This is a genomic window from Candidatus Stygibacter australis, from assembly GCA_030765845.1.
Lineage (GTDB): Bacteria > Cloacimonadota > Cloacimonadia > Cloacimonadales > TCS61 > Stygibacter > Stygibacter australis.
On the sequence record JAVCDJ010000220.1, the window covers coordinates 1 to 21,791 of the forward strand.

At 38.0% G+C, this 21,791-nt stretch carries 18 protein-coding genes; 1 reads left to right on the forward strand and 17 read right to left on the reverse strand.

All coding sequences use genetic code 11. The features are described 5' to 3' along the window. The 9 genes from RAO94_11335 to RAO94_11375 form a co-directional block, all read right to left on the reverse strand. Positions 1–1,812, reverse strand: a 1,812-nt coding sequence (locus tag RAO94_11335) for a hypothetical protein (protein MDP8322932.1), incomplete at its 3' end; no start/stop codon positions are given. A gap of 50 nt (positions 1,813–1,862) precedes the next feature. Beyond that, a complete protein-coding gene (locus RAO94_11340) occupies positions 1,863–2,237 on the reverse strand; it encodes a hypothetical protein (protein MDP8322933.1) in 375 nt (124 codons plus the stop codon). A gap of 96 nt (positions 2,238–2,333) precedes the next feature. Then, positions 2,334–2,531 carry a hypothetical protein gene (locus RAO94_11345; GenBank protein ID MDP8322934.1) on the reverse strand — a complete coding sequence of 66 codons (198 nt, stop codon included), beginning with the start codon at positions 2,529–2,531 and terminating at the stop codon, positions 2,334–2,336. Positions 2,532–2,798: 267 nt separating this feature from the next. Then, positions 2,799–3,890 carry a hypothetical protein gene (locus RAO94_11350; GenBank protein ID MDP8322935.1) on the reverse strand — a complete coding sequence of 364 codons (1,092 nt, stop codon included), beginning with the start codon at positions 3,888–3,890 and terminating at the stop codon, positions 2,799–2,801. Positions 3,891–4,333: 443 nt separating this feature from the next. Then, positions 4,334–5,113 carry a CPBP family intramembrane metalloprotease gene (locus tag RAO94_11355; protein ID MDP8322936.1) on the reverse strand — a complete coding sequence of 260 codons (780 nt, stop codon included), beginning with the start codon at positions 5,111–5,113 and terminating at the stop codon, positions 4,334–4,336. A 71-nt stretch (positions 5,114–5,184) separates the two neighbouring features. Further along, a complete protein-coding gene (locus RAO94_11360) occupies positions 5,185–6,480 on the reverse strand; it encodes an APC family permease (protein ID MDP8322937.1) in 1,296 nt (431 codons plus the stop codon). Between the two features lie 323 nt (positions 6,481–6,803). After that, on the reverse strand, positions 6,804–8,279 hold the full coding sequence (gene gcvPB, locus RAO94_11365; protein ID MDP8322938.1) for an aminomethyl-transferring glycine dehydrogenase subunit GcvPB: 1,476 nt from the start codon (positions 8,277–8,279) through the stop codon (positions 6,804–6,806). Further along, positions 8,279–9,631 carry an aminomethyl-transferring glycine dehydrogenase subunit GcvPA gene (gene gcvPA, locus RAO94_11370; GenBank protein MDP8322939.1) on the reverse strand — a complete coding sequence of 451 codons (1,353 nt, stop codon included), beginning with the start codon at positions 9,629–9,631 and terminating at the stop codon, positions 8,279–8,281. The genes gcvPB and gcvPA overlap by 1 nt, the downstream gene beginning before the upstream one ends. Positions 9,632–9,855: 224 nt before the next feature. Then, positions 9,856–10,569, reverse strand: coding sequence for a 2-phosphosulfolactate phosphatase (locus RAO94_11375; GenBank protein ID MDP8322940.1), 714 nt, complete (start codon positions 10,567–10,569; stop codon positions 9,856–9,858). A gap of 248 nt (positions 10,570–10,817) precedes the next feature. Between RAO94_11375 and RAO94_11380 the strand changes: the two genes are divergently transcribed. Then, positions 10,818–12,161: an LruC domain-containing protein gene (locus tag RAO94_11380; GenBank protein MDP8322941.1), complete on the forward strand. Its 1,344-nt coding sequence runs from the start codon at positions 10,818–10,820 to the stop codon at positions 12,159–12,161. A 70-nt stretch (positions 12,162–12,231) separates the two neighbouring features. On the opposite strand, the gene RAO94_11385 is transcribed toward RAO94_11380, so the two are convergent. The 8 genes from RAO94_11385 to RAO94_11420 form a co-directional block, all read right to left on the reverse strand. Beyond that, positions 12,232–12,864, reverse strand: a complete 633-nt coding sequence (locus RAO94_11385) for a hypothetical protein (GenBank protein ID MDP8322942.1) — start codon at positions 12,862–12,864, stop codon at positions 12,232–12,234. A 9-nt stretch (positions 12,865–12,873) separates the two neighbouring features. Next, positions 12,874–13,914 (reverse strand): hypothetical protein, encoded by a 1,041-nt coding sequence (locus RAO94_11390; GenBank protein ID MDP8322943.1) that lies wholly within the window; start codon positions 13,912–13,914, stop codon positions 12,874–12,876. A 5-nt stretch (positions 13,915–13,919) separates the two neighbouring features. Then, on the reverse strand, positions 13,920–14,783 hold the full coding sequence (locus RAO94_11395; GenBank protein MDP8322944.1) for a hypothetical protein: 864 nt from the start codon (positions 14,781–14,783) through the stop codon (positions 13,920–13,922). Continuing rightward, a complete protein-coding gene (pgsW, locus tag RAO94_11400; GenBank protein MDP8322945.1) occupies positions 14,784–15,884 on the reverse strand; it encodes a poly-gamma-glutamate system protein in 1,101 nt (366 codons plus the stop codon). Positions 15,885–15,894: 10 nt separating this feature from the next. Further along, a complete protein-coding gene (gene pgsC, locus RAO94_11405) occupies positions 15,895–16,350 on the reverse strand; it encodes a poly-gamma-glutamate biosynthesis protein PgsC (GenBank protein ID MDP8322946.1) in 456 nt (151 codons plus the stop codon). Beyond that, positions 16,350–17,510 (reverse strand): poly-gamma-glutamate synthase PgsB, encoded by a 1,161-nt coding sequence (pgsB, locus tag RAO94_11410; protein MDP8322947.1) that lies wholly within the window; start codon positions 17,508–17,510, stop codon positions 16,350–16,352. Before pgsB ends, pgsC begins: the two co-directional genes overlap by 1 nt. Positions 17,511–17,564: 54 nt before the next feature. Next, complete coding sequence (locus RAO94_11415; GenBank protein ID MDP8322948.1) at positions 17,565–21,038, reverse strand: C25 family cysteine peptidase; 3,474 nt, start codon at positions 21,036–21,038, stop codon at positions 17,565–17,567. 13 nt (positions 21,039–21,051) lie between these two features. Beyond that, on the reverse strand, positions 21,052–21,791 hold a 740-nt coding region (locus RAO94_11420; GenBank protein MDP8322949.1), incomplete at its 5' end, for a T9SS type A sorting domain-containing protein.

The window sequence follows — 21,791 nt, forward strand, 5'->3', positions numbered from 1 at the left end:
ACCAGATGTGGTTTCTGATACTTGATAGACATGCAGCATATTATAATCGTGACATATCAAATAATCATGATAGAAAAAATCAGGTTTTGCATTAAAAGTAGATAGTAAATAGCTTTGTCCCGTCAATTCTCCATTTGCATAACCGAACACCTCACATTCACTATCCAGGGTAGTGATATATAAATAATCACTATCTATATATCCTATCTCCGCATAAATGCCATTGGTGATATTCTGATATTCATTAAAAATTGCCGGTTGATTATCAAAAAATCCGTTATATGTTACCAGATCATAAGAATTTCCAGTTTCTCTAAAAAAGTAACCGTAACCATTACTTATGAATCCAATCTCCTGATCTGCAAAAGTGCTCTCCAAGACAATATCTGCTGTTTCATTATTTACCTGGTATTTTAGTAATTCACCAGTTTGAGAATTGATCAAATAAAAAGTATCTTCATCAAATTCATCAGTATAAATATTAAAAAAGACATCACTATACTCATCCAAGGAGATAGTAGTTAACAATTGTAGTTCACTATCTTGATACTGGTACACATTCCAGACTTCATTTTCCACATAATCATGCATGAAAAAAAAGTTTTTGCTGTTATACATAAAAATATAATTATCGTATGGAAGTAGAATATCAAGTAATTCAGGTTCTTCCGGATTACTTAAGTTATAATGTTTTATACCCTCATAATTATAAAAACTCTCAGACATTAAGAAATACTCATCACCTATTATATGCTGGGAAAATAAATAGGGATTATCATAGAAAAAACCTTCCCAGATAAAATTATTATCCTCTATATTAAATTTACCAATTCCTTCTAATCCACTTGGTATAAGTAATTTATTATTAATATTCCCTATTGTATATGCACTTATTTCACACTCAGGGACATGCACAATCACGTTTCCTATTTGATAATCCTCATCTAATTCAAGCTGGTATATGTTTTCTATTGTATTTAAATATACTGAACTATCTTTTATTACGATCTCTCCACTCCAGTTAATTCCAGAATATTCCGGAATCGTAAAAAAATCTGTCTGCTGCCAGTTAGTAATATCAGAAATATCCCAGAGAATCAAACTGTTAGTGGCAATTGTGCAGACATGGTTTTCAGCAAGCCATTTAATGTTTTTTATTGTCTGATTCTGGTGAGGTCCAAAGAGATCAATATTATCTGCTATTATTTCCAGACTGTCTTCGATGCTTTGATATACAATAAACTGATCTTCTTCGTTATAACTCAGCATATAATTACCAAATGTCTCTGTATTAGTTGAATTCAAATAATGAATATCATATTGTGAAAAATCATTAATATCTATTCTATAATATTCCTGCTGATCATACACCATAACATATAAATAATTATCCAGTATGTGAATATTATTACTATATGCCAGTGTGTTTAATTCCAATTCATCAACGAGTTCAGGATTTTGCTGATCAGTTATATCGATTTTTCTAATAATTAATGGACTATCGATTTCATAATCATCATTATCTGTATAAGATAGATATAGATAATTCCCGTCACGGCAGATTGAATCAAATGGCTCACAATATAATCTTGATAATTCTATTATTTCATTATTTTCATCCGTATCCAGTACTGCTATCCCCCAGCCAGCATGATATATTGCCATATCTTCATAACACCTTAAACAATCTGCATAATGAACTTTATAAGATGTCATAAACGGTTCATTAACTTCAAAATCTATCGTCTGGGAAGGCATGTTCACTGTCAGCAAAAGAATCAGAAAAGAAAAAATATATTTACCTTTTTTCATATTTGACCTCAATAAAGCCTGCCGGATTTTTCCGACAGGCTGTTAGTTGTTTAGTCAGGATCTTCTTGTTGCCATGTTGGATCATATGGGATTGACCCATTTGTTAGATATATATAAGCATCATTTTCACCCCAAGTCATAGGTTGGTCATTTACATAAGTATCAGAATCCATAGAATTTGATCCTTGAACAATAATTTTTGTTGTACCATAAAATTCATCAAAAAGGAATGAAAAAACTACTGTTTCTCCACCTACCCATTCTCCATTACGAATCTCTACAATATCATCTCCGGTTTTTTCTAAAACGACCTTCAATTGAGTAGCTTCGTAACTACCTTCTTCAATATGTACTGTTACTACAGATGCACTGGCTACAAGTGCAAATGCCATAATTGCAATCATGAATACTACTTTCTTAAACATAGTATCCTCCTTTTTTTGTCAAGAAATCGCTGCAGCTTTTTTCTTGTTTCGTTTCTTCTTAAAAAATCTATAATATTATGCTCTTAAAATAAATACTCATTCAATCGGGTAATAATATATCTCGCCATTGTATTCCACTACAAGATATTCATCTTCATAATCTACTACATAAACTTCAGGATCATTGATATCTCCTGTGAAAACAGGGATGTTTTTCGGGTAACCATCTGCCTGGCAATTCACATAAAACAACAGCAACAGGGCAACTAATACAGCAATCAACCAGTTTTTCATAATTTCCTCCAAACAGGTTCTCATCTATTAGTGTAAAAAAAGCCCAAAAGGTTACCGCAATTGGGCAAAAAAATTTTATTTATTTATTTTGAAGACGAAATTAGTCGGTTATGTTATTGATTTATAATTAATAAGGCAGCAGAGGTAAAAATGCGTTTTTTTTATTTATTCTAGGCAGTTTTTAAAATTGTAAAAATTTGTGGTTGGGAATCCAGAGCTGGAAGCTCTGGTTCGTGCGAAATATCCGTGTAATCTGTGGGTAAAAAATTACGGTTTTGACATATATTTTACCAGTTCTTCAAATTTTAGCGTTATTAAGCCTTTTTCCAGGGGTATTTTTTTATTAAATTTATTCTTCATCTTTTTCATGCACTTAACTGATTTACAGGTGAGAATCGAAATTGATTTATCTGGCGGTACACTGATGGTCATTAATACAATGATCTGCCAGTTGTCCTTATCCCAGAGCGTCAGGTAATAATCATGAGCACCCAGATACTTTACTCCCCAGTCATTGATCGTGGTAATTTGAGCCAGAATCTTTTTCACCTGGTGATGATCAATCTTTGAGCAGTAGCGTTTCAGCCGGTTAATTTCATTATTTTGGCTGAATTTCAGCAGCCGCTGGACAAATCTTCTTAGATTGTCATATTGTTTATAAGTGAGAATTTCCGGTTTTGCCTGCCAGCCAAGTTTACGCAAATAAGCAGCCTTGAGATTTCTTCGGATGATGTGACTGTGCTTTTTGGCAGTGCCGTAACTAATCTCCTCGGCAATGGAATACTCTTTTAGACTATGATACTTTTTAATAACTATATACATTAAATAATCTTTTTCTGCCAGAAGTTCTTTCAACTGGTCTTCCGGCATGGTTTTTATCAAGGTAGATTCAGCTAAATTGCTAAGGTCATGATATTGAGCCTGCTGCAGCTCCAGTTCTGAGAACAGTAATCCAAAATTGATCTTATCTTTAATTGCAATCATGGTTTTATTATAAGCAGTGCTTCTCAACCAACCTTTAATAAATTCTACCTGATCAATATTCTTGAATAGTTCAACTATAGAGTCTTGGGTGATATCACTTGCTAATTCCGGTTCACTGGTTAGTTTTAAGGCAAACTTATAGCAATACATCTGCAATTCTTTTAAATAATTATCTGCCTCTGTCCTTAGTATGTGCCCCACAGCTCTGGTTTCCGCATCTATCTGCCGGGAATTGTTTAATAATTTCAATAAAATCCGGTTTGATAATTCGCTGCTGAAACTATTGTAACCAAAAACTGCTGCTGCTTCAATTGAATAAGCCTCGCGCAAATCAGTAAATTCTCTATTCTGGATATCATTAGGTCTAATCTGCATTTTTCTATTCCCTCAATGACCGATTCATTATTAGATTCTATCTTTGTAAAGATTTTTATATATAGAAATAGTCTTTTTCTCAATTGTATTTACGAAATAAACAGTAGTAAAACAAAATCAGGTGGTGCGGATAATTCCGCACCACCCAGGAGCTAAAAGCCATTTTTTTTCATTAGCAGAATCTGCTAATTGCTTTAAACCCCTCATCGTCCTGGTTAATTCCCCTCAAACATTCCCAGTGGAAATAAATTACCAATTTTGTAAACTGCGCTGTCTCACGTGAAAAAAATCATTTCATTATTTATTCAAGCAACTATACATCCAGAAAATATTTTTCAAAACAATGATTTTTCTGTCAAATAGTATATGAAAGTAGCAGTTTACAAATGACTCTTATTTTTTGCCTGTAATCTTGTTTTAGTATTTAAACCGCTATTTTTTATTTACTGCATAGCAATAATATTTTCTCTTTCCCATTTCTTGATAATCACATACCATAAAACCACTGAAACACCTAAAATTATCAGTTTTTCAGTTCCGTTAATCCCGTTTTTAATTAACGCATTGAACATCATAATCTGGATAATCAGATGAAAAGAAGCACTAGCCAGGATTGATTTTGTTGCTTCCGCTACTTGTCCAATTCCCCAACTCCCAAAAATCAACATTCCCAAAAAGAAAAGATTATCTCCAACAGTTGCTTTCGTCAAAAAAGACAAATGCCACAAGTACCATACAAATCCGATTATTAGATTTTTTTGCCAGGATTTTAATGTTTTCAATTCTTCTTGCAAATAACCTCGCCAGCCATATTCCTCCATTATGCAATAGAGTAAAGTCCCGATTATAGCAATAAACCCATAAAGATGCGAGTTCAGTTGAAATTCATTTTTTACTCCAATTACTGCTAAAATGATGATAGGAATTATTACCATTATAAGGCTTTTTGATTTTGATGTTCCGAAAAGCGATATTTCTGTTTTCCTGCTTTTCTTCAAAAATGAAATAGCTATTAACGCACCTATAAGAACTCCACTACCTTCAAGAAAAACAGTAACTAAAATAAATATCCAGGTCGGAAGTTCTTCTAACCCCGATTTGATTTCGAAAATATCAAATCTGAAAACATTAGATATTGCAGTCGCCAGGATAAAAAATATCAATATCCTTTTCCAACTGATTGGGTGAGATAACAACAATTGCGTATATTTTTCTTTTATCATTTTACTATTTCCTCTGATTATATCTCTCAAAGCTTAGATAGATAACATCTTGTTAGCCTTTTATAAAATTATCATACAACTCTCGGCCTGATTTTTCTTTTTGCAATCTTTTGAAGTAAAAATTCCATAATTGCTGCTATAAAGAGAAAGCCAATAAGGATACTTATAACATGACTTGACCCCTTAGCGAGATAAATGAATGCAAGTACTATAGCACTAAGACTTAATAAACCTGCCAGAAAAACTAAGATCCTTGATGCACCCGTTTCTTTAATTATCTTTAAATGTCCCAAGTGGGTCACTGTATGAATGAATAATGTTGATATTGAGCCGATAGCTGCAACTTCAGATAAATCAAATAAAAGAGATAAAATAATAATTAAAAACCCGCTGACAAGCAAACCCTCACTACTGTGGGCAATGCGCTTACCATATACAGCTGGAAGTTCCCCATCTTTAGCTAATTGATAGGTTACATTTGTGACAGCGAACAAGCTGGCGTTAATAGCAGATGCGGTGGCAATTAAAGCCGTAATTGCTACAACAGCAAAACCAACATGACCAAATAATGGTAATGCAGCTTCTGCTAATGCATAATCTTTAGCAGCTATTACTTTATCTACAGATAAGGTGCCAAAAACTGCGAACGAAATTGCAACATAAAGAGACATAACCAGTAAAATCGCTAACATTATGGCATGTGGAAGTGTTTTGGCGGGATTGGGCATATCTTCCGCTGTATTAGTAATGACCCTAAAACCTTCAAATGCAAAAAAGGTAATTGCCACACTGAAAAAAATGTCTTTAGTGGGTGGATAATTCTGAGGAGATATTAATGATGGATTTATATACATGATACCAACAATAGCCAGCACAGTTAAAACAGTAAATTTAATCCCGACTATCAGCCTTTCCCAGATTGCTACATCTTTTGCACCTTTTAGATTGACCAAAACAAACAGAATGATGATTCCACTGGAAAATAAATGATGCCATAAATTAGAGGTGTCATTTATATGTAAAAATGATATGGCATAATTACCAAATGCCTTAGCCACTAAGCTTAAGGAAACAATAACTGCGAAATAAAGTATGATACCCATAGTACCTGTAAAAAAACCAACCCCATAAGCTTGAGTTAAATATTCTATCATTCCCCCCGCAGATGGATAACGTGCACCTAACTTTCCTAAAGAATAGCCGCTGAACAGGGCAATAATACCACCGATAATAAATGAAATGTAAACAGCACTCCCTGAAATTGAGCTCGCTTCACCAAGCAGTGCAAAAATACCAGCTCCCACCATGGCACCTATTCCCATTGAAACTGCTGACCATAAGCCTATTGGTTTTTTCGATTTGTGCATAGATCCTCCTTTTCCTTAGGCTAACATCCTGATATACTGCGATTTTCACAGTTTCATTTCTTCCTTTTCCTTTCACCGAATATGTCTATATACAATACATTTGATGTTTTTTAACCTGTCAAATAAAAAGTTACTGCTGGCAAAATTCAGGGGATGAAATGGTCTGACCATTGTATTGAACATTGCGAAGGTGCAAGCACCATTTGCGAGGTTTTTCGGGTAGGGAGGGAATATAGGGCTTATATGACCTATAGGACCTATAAAAATATAAAAAGCTCTCAGGGTTTGCTGAGAGCTTTTTTATTATTAAATTATGCTTATAATTATTCTTCGCAGGTTAGGGGCATATTGCAGAGATCAAATTTTACGTTGAGCTGTTTTACGGCTCGGACGTCATCTGCACGTCTGATGGGGGTATTAAGGGGCGCATCATGGAGTATTTGAGGATTATTTTTGGCTTCAGCGGCAATATCGATCATGGTCTGGATAAATTCATCGAGAGTTTCTTTGCTCTCAGTTTCAGTAGGCTCGATCATAATAGCTTCCGGCACTATGAGCGGAAAATAGATAGTGGGAGCATGATAGCCTTTATCGAGTAGTCTTTTGGCAATATCCAGGGTATGAACCCCATTTTCCTTTTTCTGCCAGATGCCGCTGGCAACAAATTCGTGCATGCAGCTCTCGTTATAGGGCACATAGTAGTATTTTTCCAGCTTCCGCATGAGATAATTGGCATTGATCACGGCGTTTTCTGAGACGCGTTTGAGTCCTTGATTACCGAGCATTTTCAAGTAGATCCAGGCGCGGACATTAACCATGAAATTACCATAGAAGCTGTGGACTTTACCAATTGATGTAGCTTTATGAGAACTATCGAGGAAAAATCCTTCATCTCTATTTCCAGCTACCATGGGATAGGGCAGGAATTTCACGAGGTCTGCTCTTACGCCTACGGCACCAGAGCCGGGACCGCCACCGCCATGAGGTGTTGAAAATGATTTATGCAGATTATAGTGCATCACATCAAATCCCATTTCACCGGGTTTCACTAAGCCCATTAGAGCATTGAAATTTGCTCCGTCCATATACATCAAGCCATCTACAGCGTGGATGATCTCTGAAATCTGGCAAATCTGTGATTCAAAAATCCCGAGCGTGTTGGGATTAGTGAGCATAAATCCGGCAGTATCCTCATTAACAACTTCTTTGAGGGCCACCAGGTCAACCATACCCTTATCATTAGAGGCAATTTCGATAATCTTATAGCCGCATAAAGCAGCACTGGCAGGATTAGTGCCATGCGCCGAATCCGGGAGGATAATAGTTTTTTTATTATTACCTTTGGCTTTATGATAGGCTTCTATAATCTTGATGCCGGTAAATTCACCCTGAGCACCGGCAACGGGCTGCAAAGTAGCTGAGGCAAATCCGCTGATCTCTGCCAGATCACGCTGTAATTCCCACTGTATTTGCAATGCACCCTGCACGGAATTTTCCGGCTGGAAGGGGTGTATATCAGTTAGAGCAATATTTGCTGCCATAGTGTCACTAATCTTGGGATTATATTTCATGGTACATGAGCCTAAGGGATAAAAGCCTTTTTCTACGAAATGATTTTTATGGCTAAGCTCTATAAAATGCCGCATCACATCAAGCTCAGAAACCTGGGGCAATCTGGGAGTTTCCTTACGCTGGAATTTTGGGGGGATACAGTCATTAAGTTTATAATCTACATCATTTTCAGGTAAGGTGTAGCCTTTGCGTCCGGGAGAGTTTTTTTCAAATATAGTTTTGCTCATTATTCCTCCTCAGCCTGATCAAGTGATTTCAGCATATCCACCAGTTGATCCATATCATCTTTGGTGATCTTTTCCGTTACTGCTATCAGCAGAAGATCCTCATAGCCAAATTGCTGGATGGGGATTCCGGGATATACATCCCACTCGCTGAGTGCTTCGCAGATATATTCCGCGGGATGGGGAGTTTTAAGGGCAAATTCCTTAAAGAATGGGGCTGTAGAATATAATTCATACCCAGGGAGTTCAGAGAGTTTTGCTGCCAGATAATGAGCTTTGGCAGTAGATTGTTCAGCCACCTGCTTAAGTCCGCGGCTGCCCATGAGGCATAAATATACCGTGGCAGCAAGAGTGCAGAGAGCATCATTTGAACAGATATTAGAAGTAGCCTTTTCGCGGCGGATATGCTGTTCACGAGCCTGCATAGTGAGCACATAAGCGATATTTCCTTCCACATCGAGGGTAGCACCGGAAAGACGACCCGGCATGGTGCGGATGAGTTTCTCACTGGTAGCCAGAAATCCGAAAAGCGGTCCACCATAGGATTGAGAATTACCCAGAGCCTGACCTTCGCCTACTACAATATCAGCTTGATATTCAGCAGGGGAATTAAGCACCGCGAGTGAAATAGGATCAACTATGGGAATAAGCAGAGCTTTTTTGGCAGAGTGGGTAATTTTTTCTATTTCAAAAACATCTTCGAGGAATCCCAGGAAATTAGGGGTTTGCATGAGCACGCAAGCCGTATCATCATTAAGCTCAGCTTGCAGATGTGCGAGGTCTATAGTACCATTTTTCTGCTTGATCTCAATTAATTCTACATCAATACCGCTGGTGTAAGTTTTGATAACTTCGCGATAAAGCGGATTAATGGTTGAGGGTATCAGGGCACGGTATTTTTTAGTTTTACGCACTGCCATCAGCACAGCTTCCGCAGCAGCAGTGGCACCATCATACATGCCGGCATTGGAAATTTCCATGCCTGTGAGTTCGCAGATCATAGTTTGATATTCATAGATGTATTGCAAAGTACCCTGGCTGACTTCTGCCTGATAAGGCGTGTAAGCAGACAGGAATTCTGGTCGGCTGATGATATGATTCACAGCAGCGGGAATAAAATGGTCATAAATCCCCCCACCGAGGAAAGAAATAGCTTCCGTAGTGGGTACATTATCTTCAGTAAGGTCTGTGAGTGCTCTGATAAGTTCCAGTTCGCTGAGAGGTTTTCCCAGATGGAATTCTGCTTTATCCAGAAACTCCTGGGGAATGTTTTTGATCAGGTCAGCAAATTTTGCAACTCCACAGGCCTGCAGCATTTCCAGCCGCTCTCTGTCTGTATTGGAGATGAATGGCATTTATACCTCCTTAATAACTATATTTAATTTCTAAAACTTATAATTTTGGGATATTATTTATGTCAAATATTATGGTATAAAATTTGAGAAGATGGGGGTTTGTGGACGGGGTGGACGCAGTGGACAGGGTGGACGGAGTAAACTGAATCGAGGGAGTTCTGGGCAGCAGATGTTGGGTTTGTGAGGTTATAACTGGTCGCCAGAAGTCTTGTTCTGGTTACAGCTCAAAACTCCTGCTTGGTGGGGATGATTTTTCGCAGATGGATATTTCCGTTTGCTGATGATTCTGCTTTGAGGATGAAGGGGAAAATATTGGGGCGCAGGCAGAGGAAGAAATCTTCACGGGGCATAGAACTTTGATTCTCGGGGTCAAAAAATCTCTGCCCATCGGTGCAATAGATTTCATAGATACAATCAGGATAATTGAATTTACTGCCGGTGATCAGATGATGGAGATAATCAGCACAGATCGTGTCTTCCAGGGTTGCTCTTTGACCGGCCCAACCCATGTCTATCAGCGAAACCGTCTCAGGTTTTTTTCTTTTTATATAATTGGCAATAGCCCGGGCATTCACAAAGCTGCCGGTAAGCACTTCAGTAGCAGAAGAATTCATGGCAGCTACCAGACCACGCGTGCCTGATGAGGAAGCGTGTACAACGATTTTATCCTTAAGATCAAGGTTTTTAGTATAAAATGGAGAATTACCATAGTCAAAACCAGACTGGGTGATGCCTTCTCTTTCACCAATCAGCAGATAATGCGGATTTTCTGCTTTTAGCTGGCGCGCAATATTAAGATCATCTACGGCAATGATATCCTTTACTCCCGCATTAAATAGATATGCTTCCAGACTGAAAGCTCTGAATACATCAATTACCACGGCAATTCCTTCTGCCTGACCGGCACCTTTCATTAGATGCAGAAATTTAATTTTCATATTTCACCTATTAATAATTTCATATAATTTAAAGACAATATTACACGGGAGATTATCATGTCCACGAAATTTAGGCTAATCCTACTAATCCAGAGGTGCAATCTAAGTGAAAGGGGAGAAATTGAATTCCTGTCATCAAATAATATAATTAATTGTTTCATAAAATCTATGGCTGGAAAATATAATTTGACAAATTTCCTTAATTTCAATTTTTTTGCTAAACGTTAATAAAATTCTTAGGGGGGATAATGATAAAAGGAATAAAATTATATGCAGTTGTTGTCGTAATATTTATGGTCATTGGATGTACATCTAATGATACTGTTACTGCTAATAAAGCACAACATCTGGATGAATTAGAGATACCAGACGGTTTTAACTGGGATTTCACGAAGATCGTTGAAGTAGTAGTGATAGCGAATGATAGTGAAGGTAATCCAGTAGAAGGAGCAGAGGTTTCTCTGTATAAAACCCAGAATAATCTGGCATTTCAATTATCTACGAATAGCGATGGAGAACTCAGGACAGATATTACTCTGCCGGAATCATCCAATTCAGTGATCCTGGAATATGATGGGCAGCAGGCAACAATCCCCGTTATAGGCAATACAGTATATCATGAAATGACAGTCGATCCAGTTCGTGACATTCGCAGCAATGGCACCCTTTATGTTCCTGGCACTAATTCTGTGCTTACCTTGATGTATGAAGACAACTGGCCCCTAAAGGGAGATTATGATTTCAATGATATGGTAGTGGAGACCTGGGGTAAATTACGCTTCGAGGCAGATTATCTGCGTTATATTGAATTAAGTGCTAAGGTAGTAGCATCTGGTGCAACTTTCCATAATGGTTTCGATATAATTTTTGAGAGTAATGCTTTTCTGAATACTTCTTTGGGTGACGTAATCACATTTAGTGCTTATGACTCCAACGGTGATCAACTGCCATTAGACTCAGGTCAGGTAGCAGCAGCATACGGCACAGATATGATCAACTGGTGGACATCTCCCGGTTATTTGCAGTTTCACTTTTTTGATGACGTTTATGACGTGATGGCACCACCACACGGATCTCTGGCAATGAATACAAATGCTGATGCACCCTGGGTAGATACGATCACAATCAAGATCAGGATAGATTATAATCAGTTAATTCCTTTCAATCCTGGTGACCCAATATTTAATTTAAATGATTTAAACCCATACATCACAGTTGATAATATCCTAGGTTATGAGATTCATCTTCCTGGAGAATTTGTTACAGGCTTTTTCAGTCAGCAATCTTTGTTTGGCACTGGCGACGATAATACCCCTGCAGGAGGTATGTCAGACCCATTATATGGAGAGAATGCCTTTACTTCAGTAGAGGGGTATTCCTGGGCTTTGAAGTTGGAAGGAATTCTTGAATATCCTCGTGAGCAGGTAGATGTTATCGTGGCATATCCGGAACTGGCAGATTATTTCGACGGAACACAGGGAATATTTGATAACTGGTGGCAACCTCATCCTGATCCTAATTTCACAGCAGGTTATATCTATGACAGGGGAGATATGACTGTAGCAGATCAAGATGCCCCAGTGGGTGAATAATAGAATTTAAGATTTAATAACAATAAAAAAACCCCGCAAAAGCGGGGTTTTTTATTTAAGCTAATAATTTTTATTCACCGGTAATGATCCGGGTGATAATCTCCATTAAGGCGAAACCTATCTGGGGAGGAAAACTGGAATCAGGATCAATTCTAATGGTTCGGGGCAATTCAATATGAAGAGTATTCCAGCGAATATCAGTGACTGTTTTTGAATATTGAGCAGTGAAATAGATCTTTTGATAATCACCCGAAAGAGTGAGATCAGCCAGTTGATCAACTACGCTGGTTTTTTCCAGCAGTTTTTCAGCAAATTCTTGTGCATATTCAGGGTCATCAGGTCCAGAAGAGATTTCTATGTCATAAACTGCCTTTCTGGAGTCATGCCCATGAATTTCAATCACGAGGTCAGGATCAAGCTTTTCGATGAAACGGAAATAATCTGAGCCTTCTTCCTTATTCGGGTCAAAGAAATATCGGCTGGCAATGATGCAGGAGCAATTGAGTTCCTGAGAAAGATAGCTGCCCAGATATCCGGCATTTTCATCAGCGTTGCGATCACACAGCATGCGAGTTATACCCCGGGGGGCATGATGTGGAACTCCAACAACTATTTTACTGCCAGAAACAATATCGGTCAACAGCAGGGGATTGAATTTATCTCCTAAATATGTTGTCCATTTATCATTGAATTTATTTTTCAAAAATCAACCCTATCTAAGCTTAATGTCATAGGATAATGTAATTCCAGCATTCCAGTAATTATATTCTTTATCAGTTGCTACATCTGGAGCTGGTGATTCAGTATTCCGGAAGCCATATTCAGCTTTCGCAAGCAAAGATAACCTTTTATGTAATGATTTATAAAGGCTGGTACTAATTACGTGGATGTAGTCATTACGGTTATAGTGATAAGTATCATCTTCATACTCTGAATCAAAGAAGCGGGTTTCCAGTTTGTAGCCGAGATTAAGAGTCGTTTTACCCGGCATTTTTCTGAATTTAAGGTCAAGGGCATAAATATTTGAGCTATAAGCTGCATCCTTGATAACATCAATAGCAGAAGGATCATTAAATGCATCTTCAGCATCAGTATCTGAAATCCGCCATCCGTAACGACAGAGAAGCTCAAATTTACTCACTGGCTGCCAGTTCAGATAAATATTTGAAGTTAAAATATCTGCATCATATTCAGTAAACCATTTATTAAAAAATAATTGTGAATATTGCAGTTCAAACTTGATATCAAGATGCTTTTGAACATCCCAGTTAAGGTTCATAGTATAATAATTTTTGCTGTATTCAAATTCATGATATTCATCTCCATCATCAAGCACGCTGTGATATTGTCTGACATATATCTGGGGATAGAAATAATATCTCAGGCTCATATTAAGTTTGCTATTAAAATATTGCCTGATCCCATAAGAGAGGTAGCCAGTATCTTTGACAGAATTTTCCAGATATTTATCAAAGTTGAGCTTAAATTCATCAATCTGAGTATGACCTGCAAAGAAGTAATGCTTTAATTTTAAAGAATAGGTCATGTTCATGATCATATCATCCAATGATGATATCAAATATTTATCAGGATTATCACTATCCAGAAATTCATCCTGATCATCATCAGAAAGTCGTATAACGTTGCTGTCATACTCAAAACCAATATCAATTTCACTATCAAGTGCAATATTCCTGGACCATAAAGAGATAATGGTTAGGAGTATCAGGGTAACAAAAAGAAATCTTTTCATATCTATTAATTTCCTAAGGCTGATTTTGAGATATATAATCTATATAATATCCCTTTAGGCTGGGCATCAACTATTTTCACGGTATGTTTACCTTTGGGAATATTGATAATATTAATTTTCCCCTGAGTAACTATACTGCTGCTGTCTGCCAGGCAGGAAGTTGAATAGGGCAGGGAATCAATAACTTCTAAAATCTCCTCATTATCCAGTAATGCTGTCCAGCTAAAAGACAGGTTTTCCACATCATTAACGATCAGCCGATTGATTATTTTTAGATTAAGCGGTCCCTGCAGGTCAAGAGTAATGTCATTATCTTTACCCTGATAATAAGTATATGCCTTGTCATTGACCAGGATATCAAGGTTATTATCATAATAATCAGGAGGATAGGCAATATAATCAGTTTCAGTTTTATGCTTTTTAACCGATCTTTTATCTGGATTAACCTTCACAAGCATTTGATGACCGGAAGAATTGGAGATAATAAGTTTTTTACCAGGCATAGTCAGATTGAATCTGTAGCTGTTCCAGGAAGATACCTTATCACCATTTACACCACGAGAAATTTTGCTGACCTTGAGATTACGGGTTACTGTATGCGTTTCACCATCATAAATTGCATCATAGGAATATTGCTCAGCAGTATTTGAATTCGTGATCAGGCGACTTATAACAGTGATACTGTCAGGAGAAGTTGATTCCCAGATATATTTCTCACCTGGTTTCAGTTTATGATATCTATACATCTTTCCACTGGAAGCGTTAAATACATAGTATTTTTTCTGTTTTTGTCCTGCGTTTACCACCATAACAACCATCAGGATAAAAATCAGTAGAAATAATACTTTCTCTCTGGCTATATTTTTCATTTATGAATTTACCTCATCATCACGTAATTTCATCTGACTATGATCAAAAAAGATCACTACAGCGATCAGAGCCATTAATATGATCAGAGAAATAATAGCGACTGTGACATTGTACCTTTCATCAACATACATCCTGCCAACACCAACTTCGGGAACTGGAACCGGAGCCTGGGGTAGTTCATATTTTTGGGCAATCCCTGAAATATCAGCCAGATGAATAACTGGAGTGCCGTTTTCGGCAAATTCAAACATTGTGCCCTTACGGGGTATATTATTATTATGAATACTTCTATGATAGCCATCAGTAATCAATTTACCATTTATAGAAGATCCTATTGATGATAATCCACCACCAATATTAATATAGGCTTCATACTTTTTATAACTACTTTTATAAATCCCCATCTTGCGATTGATATTTCTATCCAGATCATTTTCACGAACCATTTGAACATCATTTCTTTCAATAGCCTTCAGGATCATATCTCTTCCCAGAACATTTAACCCACGTCCCAGATCTCTACCACCACCGATGGAGGCTGCTTTTGTTTTGTAAGGAAAGATACCCTTTTCATATAAAAATGAGTCCATATCCAGCCAGGTGAATTCAGGATCAGTAGCTCCAAACATGGAAGCCCCCACAGAATTAATACTCACAACTTTTAATCCCAACACTTTTGCAGCAGCATACACGGCAATATTTATTGCGGGATACGAACTGGTTGAGCTAACGGCAATGCGGTCACCTTCAGATAGTTTTGCCTTTTTGAACATTGAAACCATTACGGCAGCAAAATTCGGGTTCAAGCTGGTAAGCTTACCTTCCAATGAGCCTCTATCAGTAGTGATTGGAGTTTCTTTGAGACCAATGATACCGCTCTGATTGGGATCATTTTCGGGGTCACAATAGGCTCCACAAAAAGTTCGATAATCCTTAAGAGCTTCTGTAGCCTGCTTCATCAGCAGGGCAGCTTCCATCTTTTCAGAGTAATACTTTTCCTTGATGAACATCCGGGAGTTATTTACCCAGACAAATAATAAGATGGAAATCAGAAATAAAACTATTAGACTTAAATTAGACTTTGCACTTGGTACAAACATATTCCTGCCCTTACATTATTGATATTAATTCGCCGCCAAAGATCACATTGATCAGTAATCTGACCAATACAGCAGCAACAAACATAACGGTTAAAGTTCTTGTAATTCCCTGCTTCGCCATTGCATTAGCGATCAAACCAGGGATAATATATCCAATTACATTTACGGAATAATCTGCCGGAATCCCCGAATAGAAACCGTAAGTTCTCACCAGCCACCCAAAAATGAACCCAAGCAGGATAGATATCACCATCCGGCGACGTCCATAAATGAACATTATCTTTCCCAGCAGTTTTACGATCAGATATACAGCTAAACTGATCAACAGCGTTCCCAGTATTGTCCAGGGCTGATGCAAAAACATTGCTATATATCCCGCAACTACTATACCTCCAGCTGTTGTGCCAAAGGTTTCCAGAAAGAATAAACTTACTAAAACTCCTAAACCAATAGCGGCTTCAAACATTAGTTACTCCTCTCTTTGAAATAATCGACAATAGGACCTCCATTACCACCAATATTACCAATCCCGAATACGAGTATCTTTTCGGGGTCAAGAGTACAAATCTCTTTCACCAGATCATCTCCTTTGCTCCAGCCAAGTGGATATATCTTTTCTGCCGGAATTCCATGTCCGGTTGCATAATTATGTATTGTCAATTCCTGATCACCAATCAGGAATAAACCGTCAAATTGATGATTACCCAGCATCTCTGCCAGCTGTTTTGACCTGAACATACGGTCAGCTCTGGTATTCAATACGATTGCCACACCTGGAATCTCAGGATGAATTGTGTGGATATATTCCATCAAAACAAAAGTGGATTCCGGATCGTTGGCAGCAAATGAATGAGCAAAGAATAATTCCTTACCATTGATTTTATATCTAAAAATCTCAGTAGCACCAATATCAGGAGTGGAATCATACATCCCTTTCAAGGCAATTTCTCTATCTACTCCACATCTGCGGCAAACTTCCAGAGATAATGCTACATTATCCCGATGCTCTATCCAGCTGAAACCCTGCATATCTGCTTCTGTGATATCTTCTTTACTTACGTATTCAAATTCAGTATGCCTGTGGTCAGCCACTTTTTTCATTAACGGGAAAACCCTGTTCTCAGAAGTTAATATCAAGCCATTATCCGGTATTGTGTTACACATGGATAGAGTAACATTCCTTAAACCAGGACCCATCAGGTCCAAATGATCCGGGCGCGAGTTTGTGATCACACCAATTGTGGATTTCACCATCTTATGCTCAGTTGTCCACTGGTATTCGGGAGTAACTGCCATACATTCAAGAACCAGATAATCAATATTCTTTTTTGAAGCATATTTGATGATCTTCAATTGTTCTCTGATATTAGCACCAAATAGTCGCACAATAGGTTTTTCTCTACCACTGGGATAAATGATACGAGGAGCAGAACCCGTGGTTTTGGCAATCACTTGATAGTTACCTGCCCTTAGCCCGGCAGCTATCAAACGTGTAACGCTAGATTTACCTCTGGTACCATTAATATGAATTATCTCAGGAATTTTGCCACGATTTCTTTTATGATCCCAGAATTCATGGGCTCCCCAGCCAATTAGAATAACTAATCCAATAATTAATCCAAACATATTCCCTTTTTTAAATTACCGGAGAGAAAATTCTCCCCGGTAATTGATTCTTATTTATTTCATCAGAACGCATTTTTTAGTTGTAGTGTGGCGATCTGATTTCAGTTTATAAAAATATACTCCACTGCTAACCTGCTTACCATCATCATCTCTTCCATACCAGATGGATTCATGATCACCAGCATCCATATTGCCAGAAGCCAGGGTTTTTACTTTCTTACCCTTGATATTGTAAACAGCCAGCTCAATACTGGTGTTTTCAGGAAGCGAGAAACTGATGGTAGTTTCAGGATTGAATGGATTAGGATAATTTGCATTCAAAACAGGCATTGACGGTACAAGATCAGTTATTTCATTCCCTGTAAATGTATCTGGTGCTTCTGTAGTGTACTTAATTGCCAGTCCATTTTGCAGCTCAGTAGCTGATGCAGGATAAATATTTGCATAACTATAAAGCACGCCATCTTCCTGATACAGGTCTTCTATTCCTATCGTAGAATAATTGTCATCATCATCAGGATTACTAATAACCTGATAGTTTACCTGGATTATACCATTACCACTGGCAGTGGCATATTCTTGAACACTCGGGTCATAAAGCACAATCTGAAATATTTCAGCAGCTGTATTATCCTGACGGTTAAAGCAATCACTCCATTCAATAACAAAGTAATCCTCTTCGGTATTATAATAATGACTAAGTCTTAATGGTTCAATACCACTATCAGGTCCCCGCAAATCATCCCAGTAAGCACAAATCTGTGCATATGGTCCTAAAGCACTAGGGATTCTCCAATTACGGAAATAATACTGCCAGGTAGTATCGAAAGAAATCCAGCCATTTGAGCAGACTGTGATGCTGTCATATACGGCATCAAAATAGGTGAAATCAAATGGTAAAGCAATATCATTAGATTGATCATCAGTCATTAGAATGACATCACCCTGTCCCCCGAGTTCCGGATCAATTTCTTCCCAGAAATATACTGGTGCTTCTTCATAGCCAGTATCAAAGCTGTCATAGGCATAATATCCGCCAATGCAGGGTCCTGTGGGATCAGTATTACTTACTACACCAATAGTGACATTGAAACTGGTTTCATATATTCTGCCGGCATTATCTTCCAGATGAAGATATATTCCAGCATCTCTGCCATTAAAGCCAGAAGCTTCGGCTGATACATTAAAAACTGCCTCGCCTGTTGCTCCTCCTGCCAGATCACCGATCTGATAAATGCTATCATTAACCGTTAAAGCAGTAGTTGCTGAAATGATAATAGCACTTAATCCCGTAGCTGCCACATTTCCCATATTTGCAATACTCACAGTGATATCAGAGGTTTCTCCGGGCTGCAATACACCATTAGCATCATTTACTACTATTTCAGTGGGATAGAGCATGAAATTATCAACTGTCAAAGGAAACTTGATCGTATTATCAATACCATCAAAGGACATCAGGAATGATAATTCATTGCCATTCTGGCATTCACCAGAAATAGTCATTTCAGCAGTGAGAGTAGCTGCGGCACCAGCATCGAGGGTGCCAAAATCAAGACCTTCTGTGAGAATCTCAGCCATTCCTGTCAATTCAGAAAGTTCAGCAGCAAAAGCCTGGCTTTCACTTCCCTGATTTGAGAGTGTGATATCTACTGATACAGTTTCTCCAGCCAGTATATCTCCGTCTGGTTCAATATCAGTTATAACGGGATCAACAGCTGCCTCTGATACTTCTACACTTGTAATTAAAGGAAGATGGTTAACTGCTGTTATGGTAATGTCAATAGTGCCTTCAGTCATAGCATTAAAATATAATGTAGCTGAGTGATCTCGCACAAATTCACTCACCATAAATTCATCACCCTTTTTGGCAGTGACCATTCCATTGTCTAGTTCAGGTAGATAAATATCCAGATAATTTTGACCCATAGAGATCTCTTCGGGCAAATCACATGACATACTCATAGGAGTTTTTGTCCAGATGCTCAAAGAGGGATCACCGAGGATATTATACACATAATAATAAAATTCTACCCAATCTCCGGTACCATGGTTAAGAGGATAGTTTTCATAAAGTTCCATCTTTCCCCGCAGCACAGCAGTACCAAAAGTATGAATTCCCTCGTCTAATAAACCTTGATAGAACCCGGCAAAAATGGCATTATTATAGCGGGTGCTTGTATGCAAATTTGAAGGTCCCACAAATGCTACTCCACCCTTGGGATTTGTAGTATTTCCTGCTGTCAACCAGAGTTCGCCAAAGCAGGGGTCAACATATGCATTAGCAAAATCACCAGTATTACACACGATTGAGGTCATTATTGGTTGATAAAAGCTATTTGTAAGTTCCTGAATATTTTCGGTATGGAAATAGGGATAATTCCAGCCCCAGGCATTTCCCCAGCCTCTGTAAGTAACTATACCTGCTCCGGCATTGATGGCATTCTTGATTACGCTCGTATTAGGGCTGGGATAATCTGGATACCAGTCATATATTTCGGTCACATCCTGATAACCATAATCCCGTGCCTTTTCTGCCAGCCACATACTGGTTGTAACTGGAGTAGTTGGCGAAGGAGGAACATCACTATGATTACCTGCCACCACGACCATTCTCTCAAACCAGTCTGGATCATCCATATATGGTGTTTTCTCATAATTCAATATTTTGGAGATAATAGTATTTAAATTATCTGCCTGATCGATAGAAAATCTTCCCACTATCATCTCAGGGAAATAATCATCACCATCCAGTGAAGTATATGGTTGGTCAGTAACATCACTTTCCGCTAAATGTGTATGATAAAAAGCGGGGACTGAAAATGCCCCATTAACATCACCAATGATCAACAGATAATCAGGAGGATGCTCTTCTGTCTCATAAACTGTCTGAATATAATCCTTTATGTCATTAGCCGTAGCACCAAGATCTTCTCTATTTACTACTTCTGTTGCTATTCCCCGTGCATTTTTCCAGTCGGTAAAATAGCTCAGATTATCCAGATTATCATGAGAAATGATCAGCATTTTTGCCGGCATCTCAGCCAGATTGCGTAAGTATGAGGTTTCATAATTATCAATTATTTTGCTATAAATCGGGGCAAAAACGGAAGATATTACCTGAATATTTTCAATCTCACTTTCTGCCTGCAATCTGATCACAGCATTATCGATAACAGTTCTATTTCCAGCTTCATTACTTTCCAGATCTATTCTGATGCGATGCATGATCAAATCTCTCATCACCATCGTTTCTTCCACAGCTATATTATCGGCTTTAAGCCTTCTTTGATCATCAATAAGATTTCCAGCATTATCGAAAAGACTCACCTGAGAATCTATCACTTCCAGACTCACTTCCCGGGCAGGAAATGCCAGAGTGCTGTAATATACTCCATTTTCATTAGATAATTCACCGTTATTTGTGATGTGAATATCAATATGATTACTGCTGTTTTCATAGCTGACCGATGCCTGTAAGCCACACGCAAGAATCAGTATTAGTAATATTCCAAATATATGCTTCACATTTACTCCTTGTTTATTTAATTAAGATCATTTTGCGGTTCAAGGTTTCTGATTCTGTTTTTAACTGATAAAAATATATCCCGCTGCCTGCCTGTTTTCCCTTGCTGTTCCTTCCGTCCCAGCTTACACTGTGTTTCCCATTAAACATTGTTTCTGATATCAAAGTGCACACTTTCTGGCCCTTAAGATTATAAACAGCCAGCTCTATATCTCCAGGAACTGCCAAAGCAAAATCTATCTTGCATACTCCACTTCTTCCATTATTGAGATAAAATGGATTAGGATAACTCACGCCAAGAGTTGTAGCTGCGGGTAATTCATTTTCCTGCTGGTCAACTGCCGTAGCAGAAACCAGCTTCATTTCTCCCAGCCACCAGCCGGGATCATCTATAGATGCATCTGTACTTAATCTGAACCGGATCCTGGAATAAGTATTTACATAATCACTCAGATCAAAACGATCCACATGCATGTTTTCAATTCCAGACATTGCGCTTATTTCGTCCCAGGCACTGCTGCCATCCTGCTGGATTTCCACATAACAGAAATCATAACCATGCTCTGTGTGATAACTGTGCAATACTTCCAGACTAAGATCACTGGCACCATGAAAATTAAAGAAACCATCAATTTCTAAAGTGCTTTCAGAAGAATTTGCATAAAACCGTTCAGATGTATCCTTGGCTGATGGAATTCCATAAACAGGATCAATTCCAATATACCAGTCTCCATCTACATTCCACTGTGAGAAAT

Bases quoted from the DNA above. Each gene is read 5' to 3' on its own strand.
- RAO94_11340 (MDP8322933.1), bottom strand. From the start codon at position 2,237: ATGTTTAAGAAAGTAGTATTCATGATTGCAATTATGGCATTTGCACTT.
- RAO94_11345 (MDP8322934.1), bottom strand. From the start codon at position 2,531: ATGAAAAACTGGTTGATTGCTGTATTAGTTGCCCTGTTGCTGTTGTTT.
- RAO94_11350 (MDP8322935.1), bottom strand. From the start codon at position 3,890: ATGCAGATTAGACCTAATGATATCCAGAATAGAGAATTTACTGATTTG.
- RAO94_11355 (MDP8322936.1), bottom strand. From the start codon at position 5,113: ATGATAAAAGAAAAATATACGCAATTGTTGTTATCTCACCCAATCAGT.
- RAO94_11360 (MDP8322937.1), bottom strand. From the start codon at position 6,480: ATGCACAAATCGAAAAAACCAATAGGCTTATGGTCAGCAGTTTCAATG.
- gcvPB (MDP8322938.1), bottom strand. From the start codon at position 8,279: ATGAGCAAAACTATATTTGAAAAAAACTCTCCCGGACGCAAAGGCTAC.
- gcvPA (MDP8322939.1), bottom strand. From the start codon at position 9,631: ATGCCATTCATCTCCAATACAGACAGAGAGCGGCTGGAAATGCTGCAG.
- RAO94_11375 (MDP8322940.1), bottom strand. From the start codon at position 10,569: ATGAAAATTAAATTTCTGCATCTAATGAAAGGTGCCGGTCAGGCAGAA.
- RAO94_11380 (MDP8322941.1), top strand. From the start codon at position 10,818: ATGATAAAAGGAATAAAATTATATGCAGTTGTTGTCGTAATATTTATG.
- RAO94_11390 (MDP8322943.1), bottom strand. From the start codon at position 13,914: ATGAAAAGATTTCTTTTTGTTACCCTGATACTCCTAACCATTATCTCT.
- RAO94_11395 (MDP8322944.1), bottom strand. From the start codon at position 14,783: ATGAAAAATATAGCCAGAGAGAAAGTATTATTTCTACTGATTTTTATC.
- pgsW (MDP8322945.1), bottom strand. From the start codon at position 15,884: ATGTTTGTACCAAGTGCAAAGTCTAATTTAAGTCTAATAGTTTTATTT.
- pgsC (MDP8322946.1), bottom strand. From the start codon at position 16,350: ATGTTTGAAGCCGCTATTGGTTTAGGAGTTTTAGTAAGTTTATTCTTT.
- pgsB (MDP8322947.1), bottom strand. From the start codon at position 17,510: ATGTTTGGATTAATTATTGGATTAGTTATTCTAATTGGCTGGGGAGCC.